At 75.1% G+C, this 26230-nt stretch carries 19 protein-coding genes; 10 read left to right on the top strand and 9 right to left on the bottom strand.

Translation table 11 applies throughout. The features are described 5' to 3' along the window. Positions 1 to 31: 31 nt before the first annotated feature. The 6 genes from ACIOHG_RS14435 (at position 32) to ACIOHG_RS14410 (ending at position 6141) form a co-directional block, all read left to right on the top strand. Positions 32 to 964, top strand: coding sequence for a 3-oxoacyl-[acyl-carrier-protein] synthase III C-terminal domain-containing protein (locus tag ACIOHG_RS14435; RefSeq protein WP_400949686.1), 933 nt, complete (start codon positions 32 to 34; stop codon positions 962 to 964). Between the two features lie 140 nt (positions 965 to 1104). Next, entirely contained in the window at positions 1105 to 1458 is a 354-nt protein-coding gene (locus tag ACIOHG_RS14430) for an acyl carrier protein (RefSeq protein WP_400949684.1), read from the top strand. A gap of 5 nt (positions 1459 to 1463) precedes the next feature. Continuing rightward, positions 1464 to 2351 (top strand): hypothetical protein, encoded by an 888-nt coding sequence (locus tag ACIOHG_RS14425; protein ID WP_400949682.1) that lies wholly within the window; start codon positions 1464 to 1466, stop codon positions 2349 to 2351. Between the two features lie 406 nt (positions 2352 to 2757). Beyond that, the gene (locus ACIOHG_RS14420) at positions 2758 to 3525 is read left to right on the top strand and encodes a 4'-phosphopantetheinyl transferase family protein (protein WP_400949679.1); all 768 of its coding nucleotides are present in this window, start codon (positions 2758 to 2760) and stop codon (positions 3523 to 3525) included. Beyond that, entirely contained in the window at positions 3522 to 4475 is a 954-nt protein-coding gene (locus ACIOHG_RS14415; RefSeq protein ID WP_400949676.1) for a hypothetical protein, read from the top strand. Before ACIOHG_RS14420 ends, ACIOHG_RS14415 begins: the two co-directional genes overlap by 4 nt. 4 nt (positions 4476 to 4479) lie before the next feature. Then, entirely contained in the window at positions 4480 to 6141 is a 1662-nt protein-coding gene (locus ACIOHG_RS14410) for a condensation domain-containing protein (protein WP_400949673.1), read from the top strand. A gap of 66 nt (positions 6142 to 6207) precedes the next feature. On the opposite strand, the gene ACIOHG_RS14405 is transcribed toward ACIOHG_RS14410, so the two are convergent. Together ACIOHG_RS14405 and ACIOHG_RS14400 are read right to left on the bottom strand one after the other, a co-directional pair. Beyond that, positions 6208 to 7203, bottom strand: coding sequence for a hypothetical protein (locus ACIOHG_RS14405; protein ID WP_400949670.1), 996 nt, complete (start codon positions 7201 to 7203; stop codon positions 6208 to 6210). 151 nt (positions 7204 to 7354) lie between these two features. Further along, positions 7355 to 8755 carry a DUF2079 domain-containing protein gene (locus tag ACIOHG_RS14400; protein WP_400949667.1) on the bottom strand — a complete coding sequence of 467 codons (1401 nt, stop codon included), beginning with the start codon at positions 8753 to 8755 and terminating at the stop codon, positions 7355 to 7357. Between the two features lie 128 nt (positions 8756 to 8883). Between ACIOHG_RS14400 and ACIOHG_RS14395 the strand changes: the two genes are divergently transcribed. Both ACIOHG_RS14395 and ACIOHG_RS14390 read left to right on the top strand, forming a co-directional pair. After that, complete coding sequence (locus tag ACIOHG_RS14395) at positions 8884 to 9561, top strand: response regulator transcription factor (RefSeq protein WP_400949664.1); 678 nt, start codon at positions 8884 to 8886, stop codon at positions 9559 to 9561. Then, positions 9551 to 11107 carry a sensor histidine kinase gene (locus ACIOHG_RS14390; protein WP_400949662.1) on the top strand — a complete coding sequence of 519 codons (1557 nt, stop codon included), beginning with the start codon at positions 9551 to 9553 and terminating at the stop codon, positions 11105 to 11107. Before ACIOHG_RS14395 ends, ACIOHG_RS14390 begins: the two co-directional genes overlap by 11 nt. A 7-nt stretch (positions 11108 to 11114) precedes the next feature. Here the strand turns inward: ACIOHG_RS14390 and ACIOHG_RS14385 are convergent, their stop codons facing one another. After that, complete coding sequence (locus tag ACIOHG_RS14385) at positions 11115 to 12641, bottom strand: serine/threonine-protein kinase (RefSeq protein ID WP_400949659.1); 1527 nt, start codon at positions 12639 to 12641, stop codon at positions 11115 to 11117. 151 nt (positions 12642 to 12792) lie between these two features. Here ACIOHG_RS14385 and murQ point away from each other — a divergent pair, with 151 nt between their 5' ends. After that, positions 12793 to 13740, top strand: coding sequence for an N-acetylmuramic acid 6-phosphate etherase (gene murQ / locus ACIOHG_RS14380; protein ID WP_400949961.1), 948 nt, complete (start codon positions 12793 to 12795; stop codon positions 13738 to 13740). A gap of 7 nt (positions 13741 to 13747) precedes the next feature. On the opposite strand, the gene ACIOHG_RS14375 is transcribed toward murQ, so the two are convergent. From ACIOHG_RS14375 to ACIOHG_RS14365, 3 genes are all read right to left on the bottom strand, one after another. Further along, complete coding sequence (locus tag ACIOHG_RS14375; RefSeq protein ID WP_400949656.1) at positions 13748 to 15904, bottom strand: SpoIIE family protein phosphatase; 2157 nt, start codon at positions 15902 to 15904, stop codon at positions 13748 to 13750. A gap of 131 nt (positions 15905 to 16035) precedes the next feature. Beyond that, the gene (gene dnaE, locus ACIOHG_RS14370; protein WP_400949654.1) at positions 16036 to 19587 is read right to left on the bottom strand and encodes a DNA polymerase III subunit alpha; all 3552 of its coding nucleotides are present in this window, start codon (positions 19585 to 19587) and stop codon (positions 16036 to 16038) included. Positions 19588 to 19752: 165 nt separating this feature from the next. Then, complete coding sequence (locus ACIOHG_RS14365) at positions 19753 to 20652, bottom strand: LysR family transcriptional regulator (protein WP_400949651.1); 900 nt, start codon at positions 20650 to 20652, stop codon at positions 19753 to 19755. 93 nt (positions 20653 to 20745) lie between these two features. On the opposite strand from ACIOHG_RS14365, the gene ACIOHG_RS14360 reads away from it, so the two are divergent. After that, complete coding sequence (locus ACIOHG_RS14360; RefSeq protein ID WP_400949649.1) at positions 20746 to 21588, top strand: SDR family oxidoreductase; 843 nt, start codon at positions 20746 to 20748, stop codon at positions 21586 to 21588. A 44-nt stretch (positions 21589 to 21632) separates the two neighbouring features. Here the strand turns inward: ACIOHG_RS14360 and ACIOHG_RS14355 are convergent, their stop codons facing one another. The 3 genes from ACIOHG_RS14355 to ACIOHG_RS14345 all read right to left on the bottom strand — a co-directional run bounded on the left by ACIOHG_RS14355 (position 21633) and on the right by ACIOHG_RS14345 (position 26171). Then, entirely contained in the window at positions 21633 to 23264 is a 1632-nt protein-coding gene (locus ACIOHG_RS14355; protein WP_400949647.1) for a protein kinase, read from the bottom strand. Positions 23265 to 23453: 189 nt separating this feature from the next. Continuing rightward, on the bottom strand, positions 23454 to 24056 hold the full coding sequence (locus ACIOHG_RS14350; RefSeq protein WP_400949645.1) for a hypothetical protein: 603 nt from the start codon (positions 24054 to 24056) through the stop codon (positions 23454 to 23456). 324 nt (positions 24057 to 24380) lie between these two features. After that, the gene (locus ACIOHG_RS14345) at positions 24381 to 26171 is read right to left on the bottom strand and encodes an AMP-binding protein (protein ID WP_400949642.1); all 1791 of its coding nucleotides are present in this window, start codon (positions 26169 to 26171) and stop codon (positions 24381 to 24383) included. Positions 26172 to 26230 lie beyond the last annotated feature (59 nt).

Here is a 26230-nt window from a genome sequence, read left to right as displayed (position 1 = left end):
GGGCCGGTCGGGCGACGGAATACTAGCCCGCGTGACCGCTCTGGAAGCAGTCGCCGTTCACCTGCCGCCCACCGCCGAACCGATCGAACTGGTCGGGGAGCACCTGGGGTTGACGGACCGTCAGATCAGGCTCTTCCGCCGGTTCCACGGCCTCGACCAGGTGCGGGTGGACCGTGACGGAGACCTGACCGATCTGCTCATCGGCGCGGCGAAGGCCCTGGCCCCGCTGCGCGGCAACGAACACCGCGTCAAGTACGTGCTGCACGCGCGCAGCCTGCCGGTCGCGGCGCCCTACCCGCACAACCCGCTGCACGACGTGCTCGGCCGTCTGGGGCTGAGCCACGCCCGTGCCTTCACCATCACCCACCACGCCTGCGCCGGCACCCTGCTGGCACTGGACGTGGCCGGTCGACTGCTGGCGGCAGAACCCGACCCCGAGGCGATGGCGCTGATCCTGGCGGGCGAGAAGACCTTCACCCGGGACGCCCGCATCGTCCCGGACACCGCCCTGTTCGGCGAGGGGGCGGCCGCCTGCCTGGTGCGGGCCGAAGGCGAACACGACCGCGTGCTGTCGTACGCGGTCGACCAGCACGGCGAGTTCGACGGGCGGCTCGCCGACGATCCGGACCTGCTGCTGCGCTACCAGCGCGGCTACCCGGAGCTGATGGTCGGCGTGATGCGGGCGGCCCTGGACGAGGCCGGCGAGAGCTGGGACTCGATCCGGTTGCTGCTCCCGCACAACGTCAACCAGATCTCCTGGAAACGGATCTGCCGCGAGGTCGGGTACCCGCCCGAACGCGTGGTGCTGGACAACGTCCCCGCGGTGGGGCACAGCTTCGCCGCGGACGTCCTGATCAACCATCGCACCGCCACCGCCCGCGGCCTGCTCCGCCGCGGGGACCGCTACCTGGTCGCCGCGGCCGGGATCGGCGCGACCTTCGCCGCCATGGTGCTCCAGCACTGAGGCCCGCGCCGCCGACGCCCTCGGCGGTGACGGCCGGCGGCGCGGCGGTGCCGACCGCCCCTCCCTGCCCACCCTCGCCACCCAGTCAACCGCCGTGCGCGGCCCGCCGGTCGGGCCGCGCGGCCAGACAGGACATCGCCATGACCGAATCCGCCCTGACCGAGAACTCCATCGCGGACACTGCGACCGCCGACGCTGCCGATACCGCCGACGCCGCCGACGCCGCTGTCGACCCCGAGCTGCGCGGCCGGGCCCTCGACGGAATCCTGCTGCTGCTGCCCCGGGTGCTCAAGCGCGAACTGTCCGAAGTCACCGAGAACGCCTGCCTGTTCGACGAGGTCGGGCTGACCTCCGCCGCCACCCTCGAACTCATCCTGGAACTCGAGGACCACCTCGACGTGCAGATCGACGTCGAAGGCATCGACCAGGACGACCTGCGCTCGGTCGGCACCCTCGCGGGCTTCGTCGCCGGACACGTCATCGCCGAGGACTGACGACCGTGCGCGTCCGCGGACCGCTCCCCCCGACCACCCTGCCGCGCGCCGCCTCCCCGCTGCGCCTCACCGCCGCCCACGCCCTCGACCTGGACGGGCACTCCCCGCTCGCCGCCGACCCCGACCTGCGCACCTTCACCGCCGACCTGGTCCGCCCCTACGGCCTGGAACTCGACGAGGACGCGCTGACCGGGGCCCGCGGCCACTCCTACCTGACCCTCGCCCGGCACGCCGTCGAGCACCTGGTCGACGCCACCCGCCCGGTCGACCTGGTCGTCCTGGTCTACGCCGGCCCCGATGTCCGCCCCGGCCAGTCCACCGCCAACCGGCTCAGCGACCTGTGCCCGGGCGAACCGCTGGCCTTCGCCCTCTGCGACGAGGGCGCGGGCGGCACGTTCAGCGCGCTCCGGATCGCCGACGCCTACGCCCGTACCGGCGGCGCCCGGCGCGCCCTGCTGATCGCCGTCGAACAGGCCGACCTGCACCACCGCCCGCACCGGCCCGCCCGGCTGTCGGACCGGCACTCCGCCGCCGCGCTGCTCTGGGAGTCGGACGGCGCTGGTCGTCCACTGCAACTCACTGTGCAGGAAGGTAGATTGACGAGTAATCAGGTCGGCGAGGTGCTGGGGAAGTTGTGTGGGGAGCTGCCCGCCGACGCCCTGCTGGTGCTCGGCCCCGGACTGGCCGCGACCGACCCGCCCGACGGCAGACCGGCCCTGCGCGCCCGCCCCGGCAACCCGTACACCGGCGGCTGGTCCGCCCTGTCCGCCGCCCTCGCCGACCCCAGGCACGTCGAACGTCCGCTGGCCCTGGCCGACTTCGAGCCGGAGACCGGCCGGTTCGACCTGGCCTGCTGGGGCCGCGACCCGCAGGCGGAGGGGGGAGCGGAGTGAAGGGCGGCTCCGGGCGGGCAGCAGTCCGCGACAGCCTCGGGACGCGCCGGGCACGCGGCACGGCGGCGGCGGTCCGGCGTGGCCGGGAGCGGAGGACGGTGCACGGGAGGCCCGGCGCCCCCACGCCGCTGCCGCGCCCCCCGCACAGTGCTGGCGCCGCTGCCGGTTCCGGCCCGGTGGCGGTCCGGCACAGTGGGGCGCGGGCCGTGGTGCGGAGGACGGTGGGTAGGAGGCCCGGTGTCCCCGCTCCGTTGCAGGGGGCCGTGCCGTCTGCCCCGCACGGTGCCGCCGTCGCTGCCGGTTCCGGCCCGGCGGTGGTCCGGAGCGGCCGGGTGCGGCGCCCGCAAGGCGTCGGTGCTGCCCCCGGGGCGGGCGCCGTCGGTCGTCGGGCCGGAGGTGGGCGGGCGTGACCGAGGTCTGGCTGATCCCCACCGACACCGGGGCCGAACAGGCCCGGGTCCTGCTGGAGTTGCTCGATCCGGGCGAGCTGGCCCGGGCCAGGGCCGCGCCGGACGGGCCGGAGCGGTACCGCTTCGTGGTCGCGCACGCCGCCGCCCGGCTGCTCACCGCCGCTGCGGCGGGCCTGCCGCCGGAGCGGGTCCGGTGGCGGCGGGGGCCGCACGGCCGTCCCGAACCCGACGGGCTGGAGGGGAGGCTGACCGTCAACCTGAGCACCGCCGGGCCCTGGGCGCTGTTCGCCATCGAGCACCGGCCCGCGGGCGGCGGCGCGATCGGCGTCGACCTGGAGCCGGTGCCCGCCGAGCAGGTCGCCCGCCGGCTCGCCCACCGCTACTACCCGGAGCCCGAAACCGGTGGCGACGCCGAGGAGTTCACCCGGCGCTGGACCCGCAAGGAGGCCTACACCAAGGCGCGCGGCGGCCGGCTCGCCGACGGGCTGCGCACCCCCGCCGGACCGGTCGACCGGCCCGGCCCGCACCGGCTGCACGGACCGCTCGGCCCGTGCACCGTTCGCGACCTCCCCGCCCCGTCCGGCTACCGCGCCGCCCTCGCCCGCACCGGCACCCGACCGCTCCCGCCGCCCGACCTGCGCCGCTACCCCGGCGACGCCCCCGGCCTCGCGCAGCCCGCCCCCCTCGCGCCCCAGGCCCGGACCACCGACCCCGCCCGCTCCCCGGCGCCCGCCGCCCCCGACCCCGAGGCAGACCGACCATGACCCGCCACCCCGACGACGCCACCCCGCTGCCCACCGCCGCCCCCGGCGTCCAACTCCAGCCCGCCGCCTATGAGAAGCTGCTCGGCGCGCTCCGCGACTCGATCGCCCGGCTGGCCGCCGACGAACCCTTCGAACGGCTCGTCGTGCCGCCCGTGATCTCCCGCGCCACCATCGAACGGGCCGGCTTCGCCGCCTCCTTCCCGCACCTGCTCGGCACCGTGCACAGCTACACCGGCACCGCCGCGGACTGGCGCCGGCTCTCCCCGCTGATCGCCGAGGGCGGCGACTGGCACACCCAGCAGGGCATCTCCGACCTGGTGCTGCTCCCCGCCGCCTGCTACCCCGTCTACGCCACCCTGGACGGCCGGGACCTCGCCGAGCCGGTCCGCTTCAGCGTCGAGGCGCAGTGCTTCCGGCAGGAGGCGACCGCCGAACCCGGTCGGCTGCGGACCTTCCGGATGGCCGAACTGGTCACCGCCGGAACCGCCGAGCACTGCCAGCAGTGGCGCGAGCACTGGCTCGACCGGGTCGCCGACTGGCTGGAGGCGCTCGGACTGAAGCCGTCCGTCGAACTCGCCGACGACCCGTTCTTCGGCGGCGGCCGCCGGATCTACCAGGCCGCCCAGCGCGCCCAGGAGTTGAAGTTCGAGCTGCGCGTCCCGGTGGCCGACGGCCTGCCGCAGGCGATCGCCTCCGCCAACCTCCACAAGGACCACTTCGGCGAGGCGTTCGCGTTCACCGCCGACGGCGCTACCGGCAACACCGCCTGCACCGCCTTCGGCCTGGACCGGATCGCCCTCGCCCTGCTGCACGCCCACGGCTCCCGCCCCGCCGACTGGCCGCAGCCCATCGGTGCCGCCCTGAACGGCACCACCGCGAACAGCACCACCGCGAACAGCACTGCCACGAACAGCACTGCCACGAACAGCACCACCTCGAACGGAGACTGACGGAGTGTCGAAGGAACGAGCCACCACCGTCCGGTTCCACGCCGAGGCGCCCGAGGCCGAGGGGCCGGTCACCCTCGGCCAGGACAACATGCTCCGCTGCCTGCGCAACGAGACCCCCTCGCGCGAGCGCAACGAGCCCTCCTCGCTGAACAAGCAGGCCAGTTGGATCGTCCCCGAGCAGGCCGACCTGCCCGCCTGCCTGGCCGCGCTGCGCGCCCTCGCCGAGCGGCACGCCGCCCTGCGGACCGTCTTCCCCGGCGCGGACGAACGGCTCCCGACCACGCAACGCCAGCGCCAGCACGGTGAGTTCACCGTGGACGTGATCGCCCTCGACCCGGACGAGGACGCCGCCGCCCGGGCCGACGCCTACGGCTGGGACCGGCGCTGCGACCCGTTCGACCTCACCGCCGACTTCCCGCTCCGCTTCGGCCTGCTCACCCGCGACGGCCACCCCGTGCTGCTCGCCGTGGTCGTCTCGCACGCCCAACTCGACGGCGTGGCAACCGGGTTGCTGTTCCAGGAGTGGATGGCGCTGGCCTCCGGCGCCGCACTGCCGCCGCCCGCCGCACCCACCCCGATCGAGGTCGCCGAGCAGGAGCGCTCCACCGGCGGGCAGCGCCGCGCCCGGGCCGCCCTCCGGCACTGGGAGCGCATCCTGTACGAGGAGCCCTCCGCCGTCTTCGCCGACGACCGGGTCCGCTCCGGCGACATCATGCTGCACACCCTGGCGGTCCGCAGCCCGTCCGGCGCCGCCGCCCTGGAACGTGCCGTGCGCCGCACCGGCAGCTCCAAGTCGGCCGTCCTGCTGGCCTGTTACGCCGTCCTCGCCGCGCACCGGGCGGCCCGCCCGACCGTGGTGCTGGCCGCGCTCTCCGCCAACCGGCACCGCTCCGCGCTGGCCGAGCACATCGGCACCCTCGCCCAGGACGCGCTGCTCGTCCTCGACACCGACTGCCCCGACCTGGACACCCTGATCGGCCGCACCCAGGCCCAGGCCTTGTCCGGCTACTGGCACGCCACCTTCGAGACCGAACAGCTCTGGCGCATCCTCGACGAAGCCTCGATCGGGCGCGGCGCCCGGTTCGTCCGCGACGTCGTGCTGAACGACGTCAGCGGCACCGTCCCCGAGGAGATCGCGGCCCTGCGCCCCGACCCGCCGGTCGACCCCGAACTCACCTGGTACCCGACCGAACCCCTCCCCACCCGACTGATGATCAACATCTGGCGGACCGGCACCTGCCTGGAGATCAGCCTGCACGCCCACCCCGACGTGCTCGACCGGGAGGAGACCGAGCAGTTCGCCCGCGCCCTGCTCCGGCTGATCGAGCTGGCCGGGCGGCGCACCGTCGCCCTCGGCCCCGACGGCGAACTCGCCGAACTCAGCGGCCTGCCGGTCGGCCGCCGGGAGAAGGGCCGCTGGCACCAGGTCGGCAGCAACTGGGTCGACCTGGACGCCGTCGCCGACCGGGTGCGCGCCGTCCTGGGCGTCAAGGACGTCGAAGTGACCTTCGAAGGAGGGGAGTTGACGGCCACAGTGCCCGCCGGGTGCGAGCTGTCGCCGACCGGGGCGCACGCCGCGATCGTCGCCGACCTCTCCTGGCGCGACACCGTGATGGCCCCGCAGCGCTACGTCCTGCCCGCCGGCACCGGCACCGGACGCGACTGACCGGCACCGGACGGGACTGACCGGCACCGGACGCGACTGACCGGGGCCGCCCGGGAGGGGCACCGGTCAGCGGTCGCCGTGCTGCGCGTGCGAGTGCCGGCGGACCAGCAGGGCGGTGCCCATCGAGCAGCCGAGCACGATCGCGGCGACGCCGAAGACCAGCCGCAGGGTCGAGCCGCGGCCGGCGACGGAGACCGCCGCCGCCTCCGGGAACCGCTGGGCGGCCGCGGCGGGGGAGCGCTCCGGCGCGGGCGCCGACGGGCCCGGGGCACTGCTCGGCCCGGGCGCCCCGGTGTCGTCGGCGGGCAGCAGAGCCAAGTCGGCGCCGGTGACCGGTGACGGGACGACGGGGCTCGGCGCCGCCACCGGGGCGGACGGCCCGGCGGTGTCGGGAGCGGACGGGGACGGCCCGGGCCGGGTCGCGGCCGGCCCACTCGGCGTCGGCGCGGCCGAGGCCGACGGGCCGGGGACGGCACAACGGAACGCCGCCTGCGGGCGGTTGTGGCCGTCCAGCGGGCCGACGTCCCGGCCCGCGCCGTCGACCACCGTGTACGCGGCCGGGCCGTCCATCGCCAGCAGGTACGTCCCGGCCGGGGCGGCGGGCCCCAGGGACACCCGGGCCCGGACGGTCAGGCTCCCGTGCGGCGCGATCACCAGCGGCGCGGCCGGGGCGGGGCTCCACCACTGCGACCCGCTGCGGTCGGAATCCCGCCAGGCACCGGTGGCGGCGTCCCACCACTGCACCGCGAGGTCGTCCGGCCCCGCCGCCGGACCGGTGCCGTTGGCCAGCTCCACCGCCAGCGAACGCACCAGCACCCGGTACCGGGAGGTCGAGTCCAGGGTGAACGCGACCGTGAAACCCTCGCCCGGTGCGACCCGGGCGGGCACCCCGGAGATGCCGATGACGACCGTCCCGTTGCCCTGGGCCGCCGCCGAGGCCCCGGTGCCCCGGGCCGCCGCCGACACCCCGGCGGAGGCACCCGTGAGCAGGGCGGCCAGCAGCAGCGCGAAGAGCAGCGGCACGGCGGTGGAGGCCGCCCCGCGGATGACGCCCCGCGCCATGTGAACCCCCGTGTGGAAAGGTGCGGTGCACACCTGCCCGCGTCAGCGCGAAGCCTAGCCAGTGCGCAGGAACGCGGCCACCACCAGGAGGTCAACGCCGGAGGAACAGCCGCCGGCCGATCCCGCCGACCGCCCCCCTCAGCCGCGCCCCTCAACCGCGCTGCCAGTGCCAGACGGTGACCCCGCCGCCGCGCGCGACCGGCCGGTACCCGGCGGCGGGCAGCGCCCGCTGGACCTCCAGTTCGCGCGCGCGGGGCACCGGAAAGTCCTCCGGCGCGTCCAGCGTGGCGGCCCACTCCGCGACCGGCCGGAACAGCGGGTCGCGGCCGTCCGGCGCCAGCCCCGTCGAGCCCCCGTCCGGATGTCCCAGGTACGGGAAGAGCGAGACCGTGCAGCGCGAGGTCAACTGCGGGGCCAGCCGGTTCGCGGCGGCCACCCGCGCCCCGTCCGGCACCACCGACAGCACCCGACGCACCGCCGACGCCTCCGGCCCCGCCCCGGACAGCTCCGGCGCCGGCACCGTCAGCAGCGCCGGCAGTACCGCCCCGACCAGCACGCACACCGGCCGGACGGCCCGGAGCGGGGAGAGCAGGCGTCCACCCTGATGGACCGTCAGGCGCCACAGCCCGTCCAGCCCCGCGACGAACAGCACCGGCATCAGCACCGCGTTGTAGTGGAACCCGGTGCCCCAGTACGCCTCGACCGGCGACCAGAACCGGGCCGCCAGCGGCAGCACCGCCAGCAGGGCCAGCGGTGAGCGCAGCGCCAGCAGCAGCGTCGGGGCCAGCAGCGCCGCCACCGTCCTCCACTTCTCCGCGGGGAGCAGCAGGCGCGCCAGCGGGTTCCCGCCGTCCGGCGCCGCCCAGGAGTCGTACGCGTACTCGCCGACCGGGTTCGCCGCCGGGACGAGGACCAGTACCGCCAGCGCCGTGCCCAGGACGGCCGCCGCGACCGTCGCCGCACCCAGCGCCCGCCGCCGGCCCGCCAGCAGCACGTACCCGCCGACCCCGGCCAGCAGCAGGCCCTGGTCCTCCTTCACCAGCAGCAGCGGCAGCGCCCAGCACACCGCCGCCCGCCAGCGCCGTTCCGCCAGCGCCACCGTCGCGGCCGCCGCCAGCGGCACCCCCAGCGCGACCTCGTGCACGTCGAACTGCGAGGCCCGCCACAGCCCCCAGGACAGCCCGTACGCCCACCCGGCCGCCACCCCGGCGGCCCGGCCGAACCGCCGGACGGCCAGCGCCGTCACCGGCAGCGTCGACAGCGCGAACAGCACCGACTGCGCCACCAGCAGCGTCTCCGCCGCCGGCCACAGCCGGTAGAACGGCGCCAGCACCGCCAGCGCCGGGCTGAAGTGGTCGCCCAGCAGGTCGAACCCGGCGCCCTTCAACGCCACCACCGGCCGCCCGCCGCCCGCGTACCCGCGCACCGCCTCCTCGAAGATCCCCAGGTCGAACCCGGTGGTCTCGACCCGCCACTGCCGGGGCAGCGACAACGCCAGGTGGAACAGCAGGACCGGCAGCGCCACCACGGGCGCGGAGAAAGGGAATCGCATCCGGCCGACGCTAGGAAAATGCCCCTGAAACGCTTCTGAAAGAACCTGAGGATTTCTTCAGCCCGGATAAAACCGGCACAACGCCCAGGGGATTCTCCCGCCGTCGGAAAAGGCCCTATCCTCGTCCGGTGCGCCTACTCGTGGTCGAGGACGAAGAAAGCCTGGCCCGCTCGCTCGGCCAGGGGCTGCGGGCCGAGGGCTACGCCGTCGACGTGGCCGCCGACGGCCTCACCGGGCTCGAACTGGCCCGCTCCGGCCACTACGACCTGCTGGTGCTCGACCTCATGCTGCCCGGCCTCAACGGCTTCCGGATCTGCCGGCAGCTGCGCACCGAGGAGAATTCCGTCCCGATCCTGATGCTCACCGCCAAGAACGGCGAATACGACGAGGCCGAGGCCCTGGACTGCGGCGCCGACGACTTCCTGGCCAAACCGTTCTCCTACGTGGTGCTCACCGCCCGGCTGCGCGCCCTGCTCCGGCGCGGCGCGGCCGGCCGCCCCGCCGTCCTCGCCACCGCCGACCTGCGGATCGACCCCGCCGCCCGCCGCTGCACCGTCGACGGCACCGAACTGCGGCTCACCGTCAAGGAGTTCGGCGTCCTGGAGTGCCTGCTGCGCCGCCCCGACCAGGCCGTCCCGAAGGGCGACATCCTGGACGCCGTCTGGGACTCCGCCTTCCGCGGCGACATCAACATCGTCGAGGTGTACGTCGCCGCGCTGCGCCGCAAGCTCGACCGGGCCGGCGCGCACGCCCGGATCGAGACCGTCCGCGGCATCGGCTACCGGCTGGCCCCCGATGCCCGCTGACCGCCCCCGCCCCCGCCCCCGCCGTTTCCGGTGGCGCCGGTGGCCCCGGTGGCCCGCCCCCGGCATCCGGGCCCGCGCCGCGCTCGCCGCCCTGCTCGCCTCCGCGCTGGCCTTCGCCGTCGCCGCGCCCCTGATCGGCGCCGCCGTCCGCGGCCGGCTCGACCGGGTCGCCCTGGAGCGGGCCTGGACCGCCATGGAGAACGTCACCTCGAAGGTCCCCGACGCCCCCGACGAGCAGTACCAGGGCATCTCCTACGCCGTGGCCACCGAGGACGGGCAGTGGCTCCGCTCCGCCAACCTCGCCGACCCGCGCACCTGGGACCCTTCGCTGCGGCTGCCGCCGGTCCGGCCCGACCAGGCCGGCGAGGAGGGATCGCTGTCGCTCGGGAACGACATCGTCACCGTCCGCTACCCCGAGGGGCACCCCCCGAACCACCAGCTCGCCGAACTCGGCCCCGGCCCCTACCGCTTCGTGCGGACCCTCACCCAGCAGCTGACCGGCGAGCAACTCGCCCGGTACGCCGACGGGTTCCGCAACGGCGGGTTCGTCCGGCCGAACCTGCCCGACCAGCAGCTCACCGTCTACGTCCTGATCGACCCGCTCACCGCCGCCCGCACCGGCAGCACCGTCACCCGCCTGCTGCTCCAGTACGCCGCCCCCGCCGCCTCGCTGTTCGTCGCCCTGATCGCCTGGCTCGCCACCGGACTCGCGCTGCGCCCCGTCGAGTCGATCCGCCGCCAGATGGCCGCCGTCCGGGACGGCGCCTTCCACGAACGCGTCCCCGTGCCCCGGGCCCGCGACGGCGTCCACCGGCTCGCCCGCACCACCAACGACACCCTGGACCGGCTCCAGCACGCCCTGGACGAACAGCGCCGCCTGGTCGCCGACGCCTCGCACGAACTGCGCAGCCCGCTCGCCGCGCTGCGCAACTCGCTCGAAGTGCCGCTCACCCACCCCGCCGCCGCCGACTGGCCCGGCGTGGTCGCCGGGGCGCTCACCGACACCCAGCGGCTCCAGGACCTCGCCGACGACCTGCTGCTGCTCGCCCGGGTCGAGCAGGACACCGGACACCCGGGCGGTTCCGGCGGCGGCGTGGACCTGCACGACCTGATCGCCGAACAGCTCGCCGAACGCGCCCACACCGACCCGGAGTTGACCTTCGAGGGGCGGCTCGGCGAGGTGGTGCTGCCCGGCCGCGAAGTGCTGCCCGCCCGCCTGGTGCGCAACCTGCTCGACAACGCCGCCCGGCACGCCCGCCACCGGGTCGCCGTCACCCTCGCCGTCGAGGACGGCCGGGCCGTCCTCACCGTCGAGGACGACGGACCCGGCATCCCCGCCGCCGACCGCGAACGGGTCTTCGAACGGTTCGTCCGCCTGGACGCCGCCCGCGACCGGGACAGCGGCGGCGCGGGCCTCGGCCTCGCCCTGGTCCGCACCATCGCGCACCGGTTCGGCGGCACCGCCACCGCCGAACCCCCGGGCCGGCTCCCCGGCGCCCGCCTGGTCGTCCGCCTCCCGCACACCGTTCCCCGGAAAGCAGTCTGACGGAACGTCAGCTCGCGTCGCCGAGCCGCCGCAGTGCCTCCTCGGCCTCTTGGACCAGCCACCGGTTGGCCGTCCGCCCACCCGCCTCCCGGGCGAGCGCGTAGTGCTCGACCGCCGCCCGGACGTCGCCCGCCCGCTCGTCGCAGCCGCCCAGCCGGACCAGGCTCCAGCCGGCCAGCGAGTCGTTGCCGGCGTCCCGACCGGCCCGGGCCGCGGCCGCGTAGGACGCGCGCTCCCCGGCCGGGTCACCGCCCTCGGCCGCGACCTTGGCCAGCTGGTAGTGCACCCAGCCGGCCGGGGTGGCGTACCGGTGCGCCTCCGCCAGGGCCAGCGCCTGCGCCAACAGGTCGGCGCCCCGGGCGTGTTCGCCCTTCCGGTGCCGGTACAGGCCGAGGTTGTGCAGGCACCAGGTGCGCAGCAGCGGGTCGTCGGTCTCCTCGGCGATCCGCTCGGCCATGCCGAAGTACCGGGCCGCCGTCTCGTGGTCCTCCGCCCGCCAGCGGCAGGAGCCGAGACCGTCCCAGGCCCAGCCCTGCTGCCCCCGGGCGTGGCGCCGGATCGCCAGGTCCAGCGCCGTCCAGTACAGGTCCTCGGCCCGGCCCCGGTCGCCGCCGTCCCGCTCCGCCGAGGCCCGGCGCAGCAGCGCGTCGATCGCCGCCGCGCCCTCCGCCGTACCCTCCGCAGGCCCGCCCGAGGACGTTTCCCCGGCGGTCGGCTCCCCGGCGGCCGCGCGCAGGGCGGCGGCTGCGACCTCGGCGCTCGGACGCCCGGCCGGGTCGGTCCGCAGCAACTCCCGGATCAGTGGCTCCAACGCGCCCGCCCGCCGCATCGGCCGCAGGTCGCCCCGCTCGATCGCCCGCAGCATCCCCGGGTGGCTCGCCGCGGCGAACGGCAGGACGCCCTCCACCGCGCGGTACAGCGTCACGCCCAGCGCCCACAGGTCCGACGCCTCGGCGGACGCCCCGGTGGCGATCTGCTCCGGCGACATGAACGCGGGCGAGGCCAGCAGCGGCACCGTCGAGCTGAGACCGGTCCCGTCCGGCACCGTCGCGGTGCCGAAGTCCACCAGCACCGCCCGCTCCGCCGCCAGCACGACGTTGTGCGGCTTGACGTCCCGGTGGACGACCCCCGCCGCGTGCGCGGCGGCCAGCGCCGAGGCGAGCTGCGCGCCGATCCGGGCCGCCTCCGCGACCGGGAGCGGCCCCGCCGCCAGCACCTCGTCGAGCGGGCGCCCCGGCACGTGCTCCAGCACCAGCCACGGCAGGCCCTGCTGGTCGGCGAACTGGTCGTACACCCGGACCACGTGCGGATGGTCGAGCGCGCCGAGCGCCCGCGCCTCCTGCGCCGCCCGCTCCACCAGCGCCCCGACCGCCCGCCCCGACAGCCCGGCCGGGACGTCCAGCTGCTTGAGCACGACCTCCCGCCGCAGCCGCACGTCGTACGCCAGCCAGGTCGTGCCCTGGCCGCCCGACCCCAGCGGCCGCTCCATCCGGTACCGGCCCGCGACCACCCGGACCGTCTGCTCTTCTCGCACCGCCCCAGCGAACCACACCGCGCCCGCCCGGCGGGAGCCCTTCCCACGAGCAGGGGGCGGCGGGGGCCGGGCTAAGGTCGGGGGCGTGACCAGCACCCCGCAGCCCGCCCCCGTCCCCGACCCGTCGACCCCGCAGGCCCCGCAGGCCCCGCTGCCCGCGCCGCCCGACCGGGAGCTGGTGGCGGCGCTGGCCGGGCTGGCGACCGAGGCGCGGCGGCCCGAGCACGCCGCGATCGACCTGCTGCCGACCCTGGAACTCGCCCGGCTGATGAACGCCGAGGACCGGACCGTCGCCGACGCCGTCGCCGCCCGCCTGCCGGAGATCGCCGCCGCCGTGGACGCGATCGCCGACCGGATGGCCCGCGGCGGGCGGCTGCTGTACGCCGGCGCGGGCACCGCCGGGCGGCTCGGCGTGCTGGACGCCAGCGAGTGCCCGCCCACCTTCGGCACCGACCCCGGGCAGGTCATCGGCGTGCTCGCGGGCGGCCCCGCCGCGATGACCGCCGCCGTCGAGGACGCCGAGGACGACCGGCGGGCCGCCGTCGCCGACCTGGACGCGCTGCGGCTGACCGCCGCCGACGCCCTGGTCGGCATCTCCGCCTCCGGCCGCACCCCGTACGCGCTCGCCGCCGTCGAGCACGCCCGCGCGCTCGGCGCGCTCACCGTCGGCCTGGCGAACAACCCCGGCTCCGCGCTGGCCGCCGCCGCCGAGCACGGCATCGAGGTCGTCACCGGGCCCGAACTGCTCTCCGGCTCCACCCGGTTGAAGGCCGGCACCGCGCAGAAGCTGGTGCTCAACATGGTCTCGACGCTCACCATGGTCCGGCTCGGCAAGACCTACGGGAACCTGATGGTCGACGTCCGCGCCACCAACGAGAAGCTCCGGGCCCGCGCCCGCCGGATCACCGCCCTCGCCACCGACGCCGAACTCCCGGACGTGGACGCCGCGTTGGACGCCACCGGCGGCCGGGTCAAGGACGCCGTCCTGCTGCTGCTCGCCGGGGTCGACGCCCCCGCCGCGGCCGCCCTGCTCGCCCGGCACGGCGGCCGGCTCCGCGACGCCCTCCGGGAGGCCCTGGACGGTTCTCCAGGCATCTGACGGACCGTCAGATCGCCTGCTCCGCCCAGATGGTCTTGCCGCGCGGGGTGTGCCGGGTGCCCCAGTTGCGGCACAGCTGCGCCACCAGCAGCAGCCCGCGCCCGCCCTCGTCGTACGTCCGGGCGCGGCGCAGGTGCGGGGCGGTGCTGCTGCCGTCGGACACCTCGCAGGTCAGCATCCCGCCGTCGCGGATCATCCGCAGCGAGACCGGGGCCAGGCCGTAGCGGACCGCGTTGGTGACCAGCTCGCTGACCACCAGTTCGGTGACGAACGCGGCCTCCTCCAGCCCCCAGTCGGCGAGTTGGGCGGTCGCCAGCTTCCGGGCCCGGGACACCTCGGCGACCTCCCGTTGCAGCGGCCACTCGGCGACGTCCCCGGCGGGCAGCGCCCGGGTGCGGGCCAGTAGCAGGGCCACGTCGTCGCCGGGCGCGTCCGGGCCGAGGGCGGCGGACAGCACCCGGTCGCACAGGTCCTCCAGCGAGTCCGCCGGTGCGGCCAGCGCCGCCCGCAGCCGGTCCAGGCCGAGCCCGGGGTCGCCGCGCAACTCGGAGGCGCGCAGCAGGCCGTCGGTGTACAGCGCCAGCACGCTGCCCTCCGGGACCTCCCACTCGACCGCCTCGAACGGCAGCCCGCCGAGCCCCAGCGGCGGCCCGGGCGGCACCTCGGGGAAGTCCACCGTGCCGTCCGGCCCGACCAGGGCCGGTCCGGGATGCCCGGCCCGGGCCAGCGCGCAGGACCGGGTGACCGGGTCGTACACCGCGTACAGGCAGGTCGCGCCGACGCTGCCGTTCGCCCAGGCGCCGCCGCCGGCCCAGGCGCTGCCCGCTCCCGCGCCGCCCGCCCCCGCACTCCCCGCCCCCGCGCCGCCGTTCTCGGGCTGCTCGTCCAGGTCGACCCGGAGCACCAGGTCGTCGAGGTGGGTGAGGAGTTCGTCCGGCGGCATGTCGATGTCGGCGAGCGTCCGCACGGCGGTGCGCAGCCGCCCCATGGTCGCCGAGGCGGCGACCCCGTGGCCCACCACGTCGCCCACCACCAGGGCGACCCGGGCGCCGGAGAGCGGGACGACGTCGAACCAGTCGCCGCCCAGGCCGTCCCGGTCGTCGGCCGGCAGGTAGCGGAACGCCACCTCGACGGCGGCCTGTCGGGGCGTCCGGGTCGGCAGCAGCGACCGCTGCAGCGCCAGCGCGGTGTCCCGCTGCCGGGTGTACTGGCGGGCGTTGTCGACGGACAGCGCGGCCCGCGCCGTCAGCTCGGTGGCCAGCAGCAGGTCGTCGTCGTCGAACGGCAGCGGCGAGCGGTGCCGCAGGAAGATCGCCACGCCGAGCGTCGTCCCGCGCGCCGTCAGCGGCACCAGCAGCGCGGAGTGGATGCCGAACTCCTGGGCCAGCCGCGCCCGTTCGGGCTCCTGGGCGATCCAGGCCCGGAGCGCCGGGTCCCGGCCGTCGGCGCGCAGCGGCCGCCCGGAGGCCAGCACCCGGGCCATCGGCGAGTCCGGGGCGATCGGGTCGCCGTCGCCCGGGGAGACCGCCGACTCCGGACAGCCCGGCAGCACCGAGCGCTGCCCGGCCCGGTAGAACGCCAGACCGGCGTCGCGCTGCGGGCCGCCGAACACCGAGTCCAGCAGGTCGACGCCGACGAAGTCCGCGAAACCCTCGACCGCGACGTCCGCCAACTCCTGCGCGGTGCGCCGCACTTCGAGGGTGGTGCCGATCCGCAGGCCGGCCTCGCCGAGCAGCGCGAGCCGACGCCGGGCCCGGTCCTCCGGGACGTCGGGGGCGCCGGCCGAAGCGGCCCTCGCCAGGGTGTCGGCGGGGGCGGCGGCCGGGCTCGGGGTGTCGGCGGTCGGCGGGCCGAGCGGCTGGGCGGTCACCACCCAGCCGAGTTCGCCGCGGGCCGTCCGGACCGGGACCGCGCCCAGCTCCACCGCGACCGGCTCCGCCTCGGCCCGGCGCACCCGGACCATCCCGCTGAACGACTCGCGCCGAACGACCGCGCGCAGCAGGCCGATCGGGGCCCCGCCCGCCAGCAGCCCGAAGGCCGGCCGACCCAGTACCCGGCCCGCGCCCAACCCCGACAGCAGCCCGGCGGCGGCCGACCAGCCCGTCACCGCCCCGCCGCCGTCCACCGTCGCGGTCGCCGCCCGGCCCGGAACCCGTGTCGCCATGTCCGCCCATTCCCCTTCGGCGCAGCCGCCCGCAGGCATCGCCTCCCAGCATCACCCGCCGGCCGCACCGCCTCAACCCGCCACGCCGGTCCGGCGTGTCGGCGGGGGCGGCGGCGCGGCCGGACACGGGGTCAGAGGGTGCCCTGCCAGCAGTGCGGGCCGAGGAAGGTCTTGATGTCGGAGGCGAGGCCGTTGTCGGGGTTCACGGTGAAGCCGAGCTCGTAGAGGGTGCTCTTGTCCCAGCCGGTGGCGAGCAGCCGGACGGGGACGTCGCCGGGGTGGGCGAGCAGGGTGGTGCGGAGTTCGGCGACCACCTCGGGGGTGAGGCGGCCGACGGGGGCGGTGATCTGGACGGGGGGCTTGGTGCCGAGTTCGGCGGAGGAGACGTCGAGGGTGGTGATCTCCTGGCCGAAGATGCTGAGCGAGCCGTCGCGCTCGTTGAGGCGGCCGCGGACCGAGACGACGTTGTCCTCCACCATCAGGGCGGACATCAGCTGGTAGGCGGCGGGGAAGAACAGCACCTCGATCGACGCGTCGCGGTCGGAGAGGGTGATGATCGCCCAGGCGTTGCCGGCCTTGTTGATCCGGCGGTCGATGCCGGTGATCAGGCCGGAGAGCCGGACCTCGCCCTCGGAGCGGCCGGAGCCGAGGAGTTCGACGAGCGAGAGGTCGCGGTTCTTGGCGAGGATGTGCTCGGCGCCGTCCAGCGGGTGGCTGGAGACGTAGAGGCCGAGCATCTCCCGTTCCAGGCCCAGGAGTTGCTTGCGCGGCCACTCACGGTCGGTGAGCTGGAAGTCCAGGCCGATCGCGGGCGTGTCGTCGCCGCCGAGCATCGCGAACAGGTCGTCCTGGCCGATCGCCTGCTGCTTCTTCACGCCGGTGACGGCGTCGATCGCGCTCTCGTGGACGGTGCTGAGCGAGAGCCGGGTGTGCCCGAGCGAGTCGAAGGCCCCGGCCTTGACCAGCGAGTCGACGGTCCGCTTGTTGCAGACCACCAGTTCGACCTTGTCCAGGAAGTCGGCGAACGAGGTGTACTTGCCCTTCGCCTCCCGGGTGGCGACCAGCGACTCGATCACCGGCACGCCGACGTTGCGGACCGCCTTCAGGCCGAACCGGACGTCGCTGCCGACGGCGGTGAAGTCGACGACGGACTCGTTGACGTCGGGGGAGAGGATGCGGATGCCCATCGCCCGGCACTCGGCCAGGTAGACCGCCATCTTGTCCTTGTCGTCGGCGACCGAGGTGAGCAGCGCGGCCATGTACTCGGCGGGGTAGTTCGCCTTCAGGTAGGCGGTCTGGTAGGAGACCAGGCCGTACGCGGCGGAGTGCGACTTGTTGAAGGCGTAGCCGGCGAACGGGACCAGCACGTCCCAGACCGCCTGGATCGCCTCGTCCGAGTAGCCGCGCTCCTTGCAGCCCGCGTGGAACGGCACGAACTCCTTCTCCAGCACCTCCTTCTTCTTCTTGCCCATCGCGCGGCGCAGCAGGTCGGCCTGGCCGAGCGAGTAGCCGGCCAGCACCTGGGCGGCGCGCTGCACCTGCTCCTGGTAGACGATCAGGCCGTAGGTGGGGCCGAGGACCTCCTTGAGCGGCTCCTCCAGCTCCGGGTGGATCGGGATGATCTCCTGCTGGGCGTTCTTGCGCAGCGCGTAGTTGGTGTGCGAGTTCATGCCCATCGGGCCGGGCCGGTACAGCGCCGAGACGGCGGAGATGTCGGCGAACTCGGTGGGCTTCATCAGCTTGAGCAGGGCGCGCATCGGGCCGCCGTCGAGCTGGAACACGCCCAGGGTGTCGCCGCGGGCGAGCAGTTGGTACGTGGTGGGGTCGTCGATCGGGATGTTCTCGATGTCGACGTCGATGCCCCGGTTGGCCTTCACGATCTTGATGCAGTGGTCGATGATGCCCAGGTTCCGCAGACCCAGGAAGTCCATCTTGATCAGGCCCATGGCTTCGCACGACGGGTAGTCGAAGCCGGTGATGATGGTGCCGTCCTTGTCCCGCATGTGCAGCGGGATCAGGTCGAGCAGCGGCGTCGAGGAGAGGATCACCGCGGCCGCGTGCACGCCGGTGCCGCGGATCAGGCCCTCGATGCCGAGGCCGGTGTCGATGATCTTCTTGACGTCCGGCTCGTTCGCGTACAGCGCGCGGATCTCGGCGCCCTCGTTGTACCGGGGGTGCTTCTCGTTGAACAGGTCGGCCAGCGGCACGCCCTTGCCCATCACGTCCGGCGGCATCGCCTTGGTGATCCGGTCGCCCATCGAGAACGGGTAGCCGAGGATGCGGTTGGCGTCCTTGACGGCGGCCTTCGCCTTGATGGTGCCGAAGGTGTTGACCTGCGCGGTGTACGCGGAACCGTACTTGTCGGTGACGTAGCGCACCATCTGGTCGCGCTGGCGGTCGTCGAAGTCGATGTCGACGTCCGGCGGGTTGATCCGCTCCGGGTTGAGGAAGCGCTCGAACAGCAGGTCGTGCTCCAGCGGGTCGAGCTGGGTGATGCCGGTCAGGTAGGCGACCATCGAACCGGCCGCCGAACCGCGGCCCGGGCCGACCGGGATGCCGTTGTCGCGCCCGTACTGGCAGATGTCGGCGACCACGAGGAAGTAGGCGTCGAACCCCATCGGGGTGATCACGCCCATCTCCAGCTCGACCCGGTCCAGCACCTCCTGGCTCGGGTTGTCGCCGTAGCGGTGCTGGAGGCCCGCGGCGATCTTCTTGCGCAGGAAGGACGCCTGGGTCTCGCCCTCGGGCACGTCGAACTGCGGCATCCGGTCGACGTAGGTGAACACCTCCTCGTACGACTCGATCCGCTCGGCGATCGCCAGCGTGTTGTCGCACGCCTCGGGGAGGTCGCGGAACAGCTCGCGCATCTCCTCGGCGGTCTTCACGTAGTAGCCCGAGCCGTTGAACTTGAACCGGTTCGGGTCGTCCTTGTTCTTGCCCACGCCGACGCAGAGCAGGCTGTCGTGCGCGTCCGCCTGGTCGGCCGTCACGTAGTGCGAGTCGTTGGTGGCCAGCAGCGGGATGTTCAACTGCTTGGCCAGGCGCAGCAGATCGGCCCGGACGTCCTGCTCGATGGACAGGCCGTGGTCCATCAGTTCGAGGAAGTAGTTCTCCTTGCCGAAGATGTCCTGGTACGCGCCGGCGGCCTTCACCGCCTCCTCGTACTGGCCCAGCCGCAGCCGGGTCTGCACCTCGCCGGACGGGCACCCGGTGGTGGCGATGATGCCGGTGGCGTTGGCGGCGATCAGCTCCCGGTCCATCCGGGGCTTCATGTAGTAGCCCTCCATCGACGCCAGCGAGGAGAGCTTGAACAGGTTGCGCAACCCCGTCGCGTTCTGCGCCCACATCGTCATGTGGGTGTAGCGGCCGCCGCCGGAGACGTCCTTGCCGCCCTCGGCGTCCGCACCGGTCGGACGCTGCCCGCCCGGCGACCAGAACACCTGCTTCTTCAGGAACCGCGAGCCCGGGGCGACGTACGCCTCGATGCCGATGATCGGCTTCACCGCGGTCTTCGCCGCCGCGTGGAAGAACTCGTACGCGCCGAACATGTTGCCGTGGTCGCTCATCGCGATGGCGGGCATGCCCTGTCTCTCCGCCTCCCCGAACAGCTTCCCGTTCTTCGCGGCGCCGTCCAGCATCGAGTACTCGGTGTGGACGTGCAGGTGGGCGAAGCTGTCGGACACGGGGCGGGCTCCTTGCACGAGGACGCGGACAGGGGACGCGGACGGGGGCGGGGACGGGACGGCGACGGGGGAGATGCCCACCCTAATGCGGCCGGGACGCGACCCGCGCCCACCCGGCCCGGGACGCCCGCGCGCCCCGGCTCCGGGCGCAGGTCGGGGGCCTGCTCAGGCCGGGAAAATCCGGGTGGCGGTGCCGACCAGGCCGGCCAGGGCGAGCGAGCGGCTGTGCGCCGGCCACACCAGGTGGGTCACCACCGGGGGCGCGTCGGTCAGCGGGACGGCCGCGTGCTCGGCCCACAGCCAGGAGCGGGCGGACTCCGGGACCACCGCCACCGTGCGCCCGAGGGCGACCAGCTGGGCCAGCTGCGTCTGGTGGTGGATCTCCGGCCCCGGGCCGGGCGGGAAGACGCCGCGGGCGGGCCAGCGGGCCAGTGGCAGGCCGGGCACGTCCCGGACCTCCGCCAGCGACAGCGCGGCGCGGGCGGCCAGCGGGTGCCCGGCCGGCAGCAGGGCGACCTGGCCCTCCGTCACCAGCGGCTCGCTGTCGAACCCGGCGAGCGAGTTCCACGGCGTGTGCATCAGCGCGACGTCGGCCCGCCCGTCGCGCAGCGCCTCCTCCTGCTCGCACAGCCCGCACAGCAGCACCTCGACCTCGGCGGCGCCGGGCTCGGCCGCGTGGGCGTCCAGGAGCGCGCGCAGCAGCTCGTGCGCGGCGGCGGCCTTCACCGCGAGCACCAGCCGCTCCCGGGAAGCGCCGGAGCCGTCGGGGCCGCCGGGGCCGCCGGGCCGGTCGGCGCCCCCGGCCCGCCGGGTGCGGCGGACGGCGGCGGCCGTCGCGTCGAGGGCCGCCCGCCCTTCGTGCAGCAGCACCTCGCCGGCGCCGGTCAGCCGGACACCGCGCCGGTTGCGCTCCAACAGCCGTACCCCCAGGCGCCGTTCGAGCTGCTGGACGGCCCGGGACAGCGGCGGCTGCGCCATGCCCAGGCGCTCGGCGGCCCGCCCGAAGTGCAGCTCCTCGGCCACCGCCACGAAGTACCTCAGCTCACGGGTCTCCAAGGTGTCCACGCCCGGCAGCATACGCGGTGATACCCGCCGGGTATCACAGTGCACCGTACCGGTGTTGGCCGCACCGCCCGTCCGCGCGCCAGCATGATCGGCATGAGCGAAACGAAGATCGACACGAGCGGGACGAAGGCCGGCACGAGCGGGACGAAGGCCGGCGCGGGCGAGACGAAGGCGGGCTTGAGCGCAACCGGGGCCGGCGCGAGGGAGACCAGGGTCGCGCTGGTGACCGGCGCGAACAAGGGCATCGGCTACGAGATCGCGGCCGGACTGGGCCGCCTCGGCCACCGCGTCGGCGTGGGCGCCCGCGACGCGGCCCGGGGCGAGGCCGCCGTCACCGCGCTGCGCGCCGCCGGCGTGGACGCCTTCGCCGTCCCGCTGGACGTGACCGACGACCGCAGTGTCACCGCCGCCGCCGAACTCGTCGAACGCCTGGCCGGCCGCCTGGACGCCCTGGTCAACAACGCCGGCATCTCCGGCGCGACGGGCCCCGGCTGGCTCCAGGACCCGACCGCGCTCGACCTGGACGAGGTCCGCGCCGTCCTGGACACCAACGTGCTCGGCGTCGTCCGGGTGACCAACGCGATGCTGCCGCTGCTGCGGCGCTCCGCCGCCCCGCGCATCGTCAACGTCTCCAGCAGCGTCGGCTCGCTGGCCCGGCAGGCCGACCCGGACACCGAGGTCGGCCCCGTCATGGCGGCCTACGCGCCCTCGAAGAGCTGCCTCAACGCCCTCACCCTGCAGTACGCCCGGCAGCTCGCCGGCACCGGTGTCCTGATCAACGCCGCCTGCCCGGGCCTGGTGGCCACCGACTTCACCGGCTTCCACGGCCCCCGCACCCCCGCCCAGGGCGCGGCCACCCCGATCCGGCTCGCCACCCTCCCCGACGACGGCCCGACCGGCTGCTTCTTCGAGGACGACGGCGTCGTCCCCTGGTGACCGGCCCGCTCCACCCCGGTGGTCCTGAGGCCGCCCCCCGGCGGTCACTGCTGGCGGGAGAGGTGGACGTCCTCGAACCCGTCCTGCTGGGCGATCAGGTGGCCGTCGTCGGTGAGGGTGAAGACGACCTTCAGCGCCACGTCGCCGGCGCAGCTCGCGCCGACCGAGATGGTGGTCTCCAGGACGGTGACCGTGTTGCCGCTGACCGAGGCGAGCTCGTCCACGGCGCCGCAGGGGACGCCGGTGCTCTCCCACGTGGTGGAGGCGCGGCCGACGTTGGCGCCGGGGTTGCCGGGGGAGAACTGGATCCGGTACTTGCCCCGGGCGTCCTGCTCGACCTGGCGGACGTCGCCCTGCCAGACGCCCAGGAAGGCGGCCGGGACCAGACTGGTCGGGGACGGTGAGGGCGAGGGGCCCGGGGGCGGTGAGGGCGACGGGCTGGGGGAGGTCGGCGGCGCGGCGGCGGTGTGCCCGCCGTCGGCGGTGGGGGTGCCGGTGCCGCGGGTGAGCCAGAGCGCGACCCCGCCGGCGGTCGCGGCCACCGCGACGGCCGCGGCGAGGACGATCGGCAGGACCCGGCGGCCGCCCGGGCCGGTCGGCGCGGGCGATGCGGTCGGCGTGCCGAGCACCAACGGCCTTTCGCCCGACGGTTGTTCGCCCGCCGTCCGTTCGGTGGGCGTCCGTTCGCCCGGCGGCTGTTCGGCGGGCGCGGTGCCGTCGGTGACGGTCGGCGGGTGCGCGGGGACGGCGTCGGCGGGCTCGGCGTCCAGGGCGAGGAGTTCGACGGCGAGCCGGCCGACCGACTCGGAGACGGCCGTGGGCAGCCAGCCGCGCTGGCCGAGCCGGACCGTGCCGGGGCCGGCGGTGGTCAGCCGGCGGCGCAGCTCGGCGGGGTCGGGCCGGTCCGCCGGCTCCTTGGCGAGGCAGTCCTGGATCACCGCGCGCAGCGCGCCGTCCAGCCCGCCGAGGTCGGGCGCCTCGTGCAGCACCCGGTAGAGCAGCACGGCCGCGCTCACGCCCTCGCCGAACGGGGCGGTCCCGGTGGCGGCGAAGGCGAGCACCGCGCCGAGCGAGAAGACGTCGCCCGGCGGTCCGGCCTGGTGGCCGCCGGCCTGCTCCGGGGACATGAAGCCCGGCGAGCCGACCACGTACCCCGAGCGGGTGAGGGCGGTGGAGGCGTCCAGCGCGCGGGCGATGCCGAAGTCGATCAGGCGCGGCCCGTCCAGGGCGAGCAGGATGTTGGACGGTTTGATGTCCCGGTGGACCAGGTCCATGCCGTGGACGTGCGCCAGCGTCTCGGCCAGCCCCGCGCCGAGCGCCCGGACGACCGCCGAGGGCAGCGGGCCGAACTCGCGGACCGCCTCGCTCAGCGGCGGCCCGGCGACGTACCCGGTGGCGACCCAGGGGTGCTCGCCCTCGGTGTCGGCGTCCAGCACCGGCGCCGTCCACTGCCCGCCGACCCGGCGGGCCGCGGCCACCTCCTGGCGGAAGCGGTCGCGGAACTCCCGGTCGGCCGCGTACTCGCCGCGGACCAGTTTGACCGCCACGGTCCGCCCGCCCGGGCTGCGGCCGAGGTAGACCTCGCCCATGCCGCCCGCACCCAGCCGCCGCAGCAGCCGGTACTCGCCGACCCGCCGCGGGTCGCCCGGCCCCAACGCGTCCACTGCCCACCCCACTTCGTCCGTCCCCTGCCCAGAAGGTACCGGTCGGGAGCGACGGCCGGGGCCGTTCTGCGGGCCGGCCCTCCCGGCCCGGGACCGGGCCCCCGCTCCCACGACCGCTCGACCGGGCCCCCGGAGCCGGGCCGTCGACCGCCCGTTCGAGCAGCCGGTTGAGCAGCCGGTCGAGCCGCAGGTGCGACGACCTCAGAGCGCGGCCAGGCCGAGGACGCCGACGGCCGCCCACAGCAGGAGGAGCAGGGCCCACGGGGAGGTGCTGCCGAGCAGTCCCAGGAGCGGGGGGCCCTCCCAGAGCGAGAACCACAGCAGGGCGAACGCCGTCCGCCCCGCTCCCGCCCGCTTCAGCGTCGCCACCGTGAGCACGATCCCCGAGGTCACCACCAGCAGGGCCAGGGCGCCGACCACGGTGAAGGGCGACCTGACCCGGTACGAGTGGCCGGCGTGTTCGAGCCGGGAGACTTCGCCCTTCCAGCTCTTGACGTCCACGGTGTCGCCGGTCCGGACCGACGCGTAGAACGCTTCGTCGACCTGGTGGTCCGTGCGGGCCGCTCCCCGGGAGACCGTCAGCGTCCGGATGTCGCCGTCGTCGGAGGAGACGGCGGGGGCGTGCCTCCGGTCCGCGACCAGGCCGGTCTCCGTCACGACGCAGTCGGCCTCCCGGGCGGCCCCGGCGGTGAGCCCGGGGGCGCACGGCGGGGCGGTCAGATCGCCGATCGCGTCGCTCCGCAGGTGGAGGCCCCAGGCGAGTCCGCCCAGCACGACCGCCAGGCCGCAGAGCACGATCACCACCCGGGCCCGTCCGCTCCAGGGCCACGGCCGGTCCGAACGCCACGGGCGGCGTCGGCGCCGCGGCCGCTCCGGCACGGTCCTGACGTACCGGGGGCGCCCGGGCGGCCGGAATACCTGCCGGGACGGGGGCGGCGGAGCGGTCATACGGCCGTCCCGACGATCCTTCCGGCACCGGACAGCAGAGTCTGATGATCCGTCAACTTGGCTTACCCCCCGGTCTTTTGTCCCACCACTGTGCACGATGGTAGGAGCCGGGGCAATCCGCAGCGGGACAGCGCGCACCGGAGGAAGGCCCAGGAGCGCGTTCGCTTTTCAGCTGTTCGATCAGCCCTTCTTGAGACCCGGGAAATCCTCTTCCCAGAACTCGCGTTCGCCCCGGACCGGTCCTTCGGAGGCGCTGGTGGTGCCGGTGGGATGCTCCGGGGACCGGTGTCGTTCCTGCTCGCGGCCGCGCAGCTCGATCCGGCGGATCTTGCCCGAGATGGTCTTCGGGAGGTCGGCGAACTCCAAGCGGCGGATGCGCTTGTACGGGGCGAGCCGCGTGCGGGTGAAGGCCAGGATCGACTCGGCCGTCCCCGCGTCGGGCGCGTGGCCGGGCGCCAGGACGACGTACGCCTTCGGCACCGACAGCCGCAGCGGGTCGGGGGAGGGGACGACCGCGGCCTCGGCCACCGCCGGGTGTTCGATCAGCACGCTCTCCAGCTCGAACGGCGACAGCCGGTAGTCGCTGCTCTTGAACACGTCGTCGGCGCGGCCGACGAAGGTGTAGTGGCCGTCGGTGTCGCGCTGCGCCACGTCGCCGGTGTGGTAGCGGCCGCCGGCCATGGATTCGGCGTGCCGTTCGGGGTCGTCCTGGTAGCCGGTCATCAGGCCGAGGGGGTTGGTGTCGAGGGGGAGGCAGAGTTCGCCGTCGGTGCCGGTGCCGGTGATCTCCTCGCCGGTGATCGGGTCGACGAGGACGACGTGGTAGCCGGGCAGGGGGCGGCCCATCGAGCCGGGTTTGACGGGCTGTCCGGGGGTGTTGCCGATCTGGGCGGTGGTCTCGGTCTGTCCGTAGCCGTCGCGCAGGGCGACGCACCAGGCGCGTTCGATGCGTTCGACGACCTCGGGGTTCAACGGCTCGCCGGCGCCGACGAGTTCGCGCAGCGGGGGCCGCCACTGCTCCAGGTCTTCGAGGAGGAGCATCCGCCAGACGGTGGGGGGTGCGCAGAAGGAGGTGACCCGGTGGCGGACGAGTGCGTCGAGCAGGGGGCGGGCGGCGAAGCGGGGCTGGTTGACGATGAGGATCTCGGCGCCGGCGTTCCAGGGGGCGAAGAGGTTGCTCCAGGCGTGCTTGGCCCAGCCGGGGGAGGAGACGTTGAGGTGGACGTCGCCGGGCTTGAGACCGATCCAGTACATGGTGGAGAGGTGGCCGACGGGGTAGGAGCGGTGGGTGTGCTGGACGAGCTTGGGGCGGCTGGTGGTGCCGGAGGTGAAGTAGAGCAGCAGCGGGTCCTCGGCCCGGGTCTCGCCGTCCGGCGCGAACCCGCCGGTGTGTTCGGCGGCTTCGGCGTAGTCGGCCCAGCCGGGGACGGGTTCGCCGACCGCGATCCCGTTCCAACTGCCTTCCAGTCCAGTGAAGTTGGGGGTGAGGGCGGATTCGGCGACGACGTGCCGGACCCGGCCCCGGGAGAGGCGGTCGGCCAGGTCGTCGGGGGTCAGCAGGGTGCTGGCGGGGATGACGACCGCGCCGAGCTTGATCGCGGCGAGCATCACCTCCCACAGGGCGACCTGGTTGCCCAGCAGCAGCAGGATCCGGTCGCCGCGCCGCACGCCCTGCTCGCGCAGCCAGCCCGCTGTGCGGTCGGAGCGCTCGCGCAGTTCCTCGAAGCTGAGCGCGCTCTCGCCGAGCAGGGTGCCGTCCGCGTCCAGGTCCACCACGCGCAGGGCGACGGCCCCGTTGCCCTCGGCCTCGACGTCGAACCAGTCCAGTGCCCAGTTGAAGTGCTCGCCCTCGGGACGCGGGAAGTCGCGGGCCGCGTCGAGGTCGCCGCGCGTGCGCAGCAGGTGGTCCCGCGCCGCGCGGAAGCCGCGGTACGCGGCGGAGTCCCGTCGAGCGGCCGTGTCCGGTGCCATCTGTTCCGTCCCTGCCTTCTCCGACCCCGGCCGCCGCCTCGTTGCCCGGCCGCGGGCAC

Origin of the sequence: Kitasatospora sp. NPDC088134 (assembly GCF_044741705.1) — a bacterium.
GTDB lineage: Bacteria > Actinomycetota > Actinomycetes > Streptomycetales > Streptomycetaceae > Kitasatospora.
Note: the sequence above shows the minus strand (reverse complement) of the source record. Positions and strands in the feature narration are given on the sequence as shown.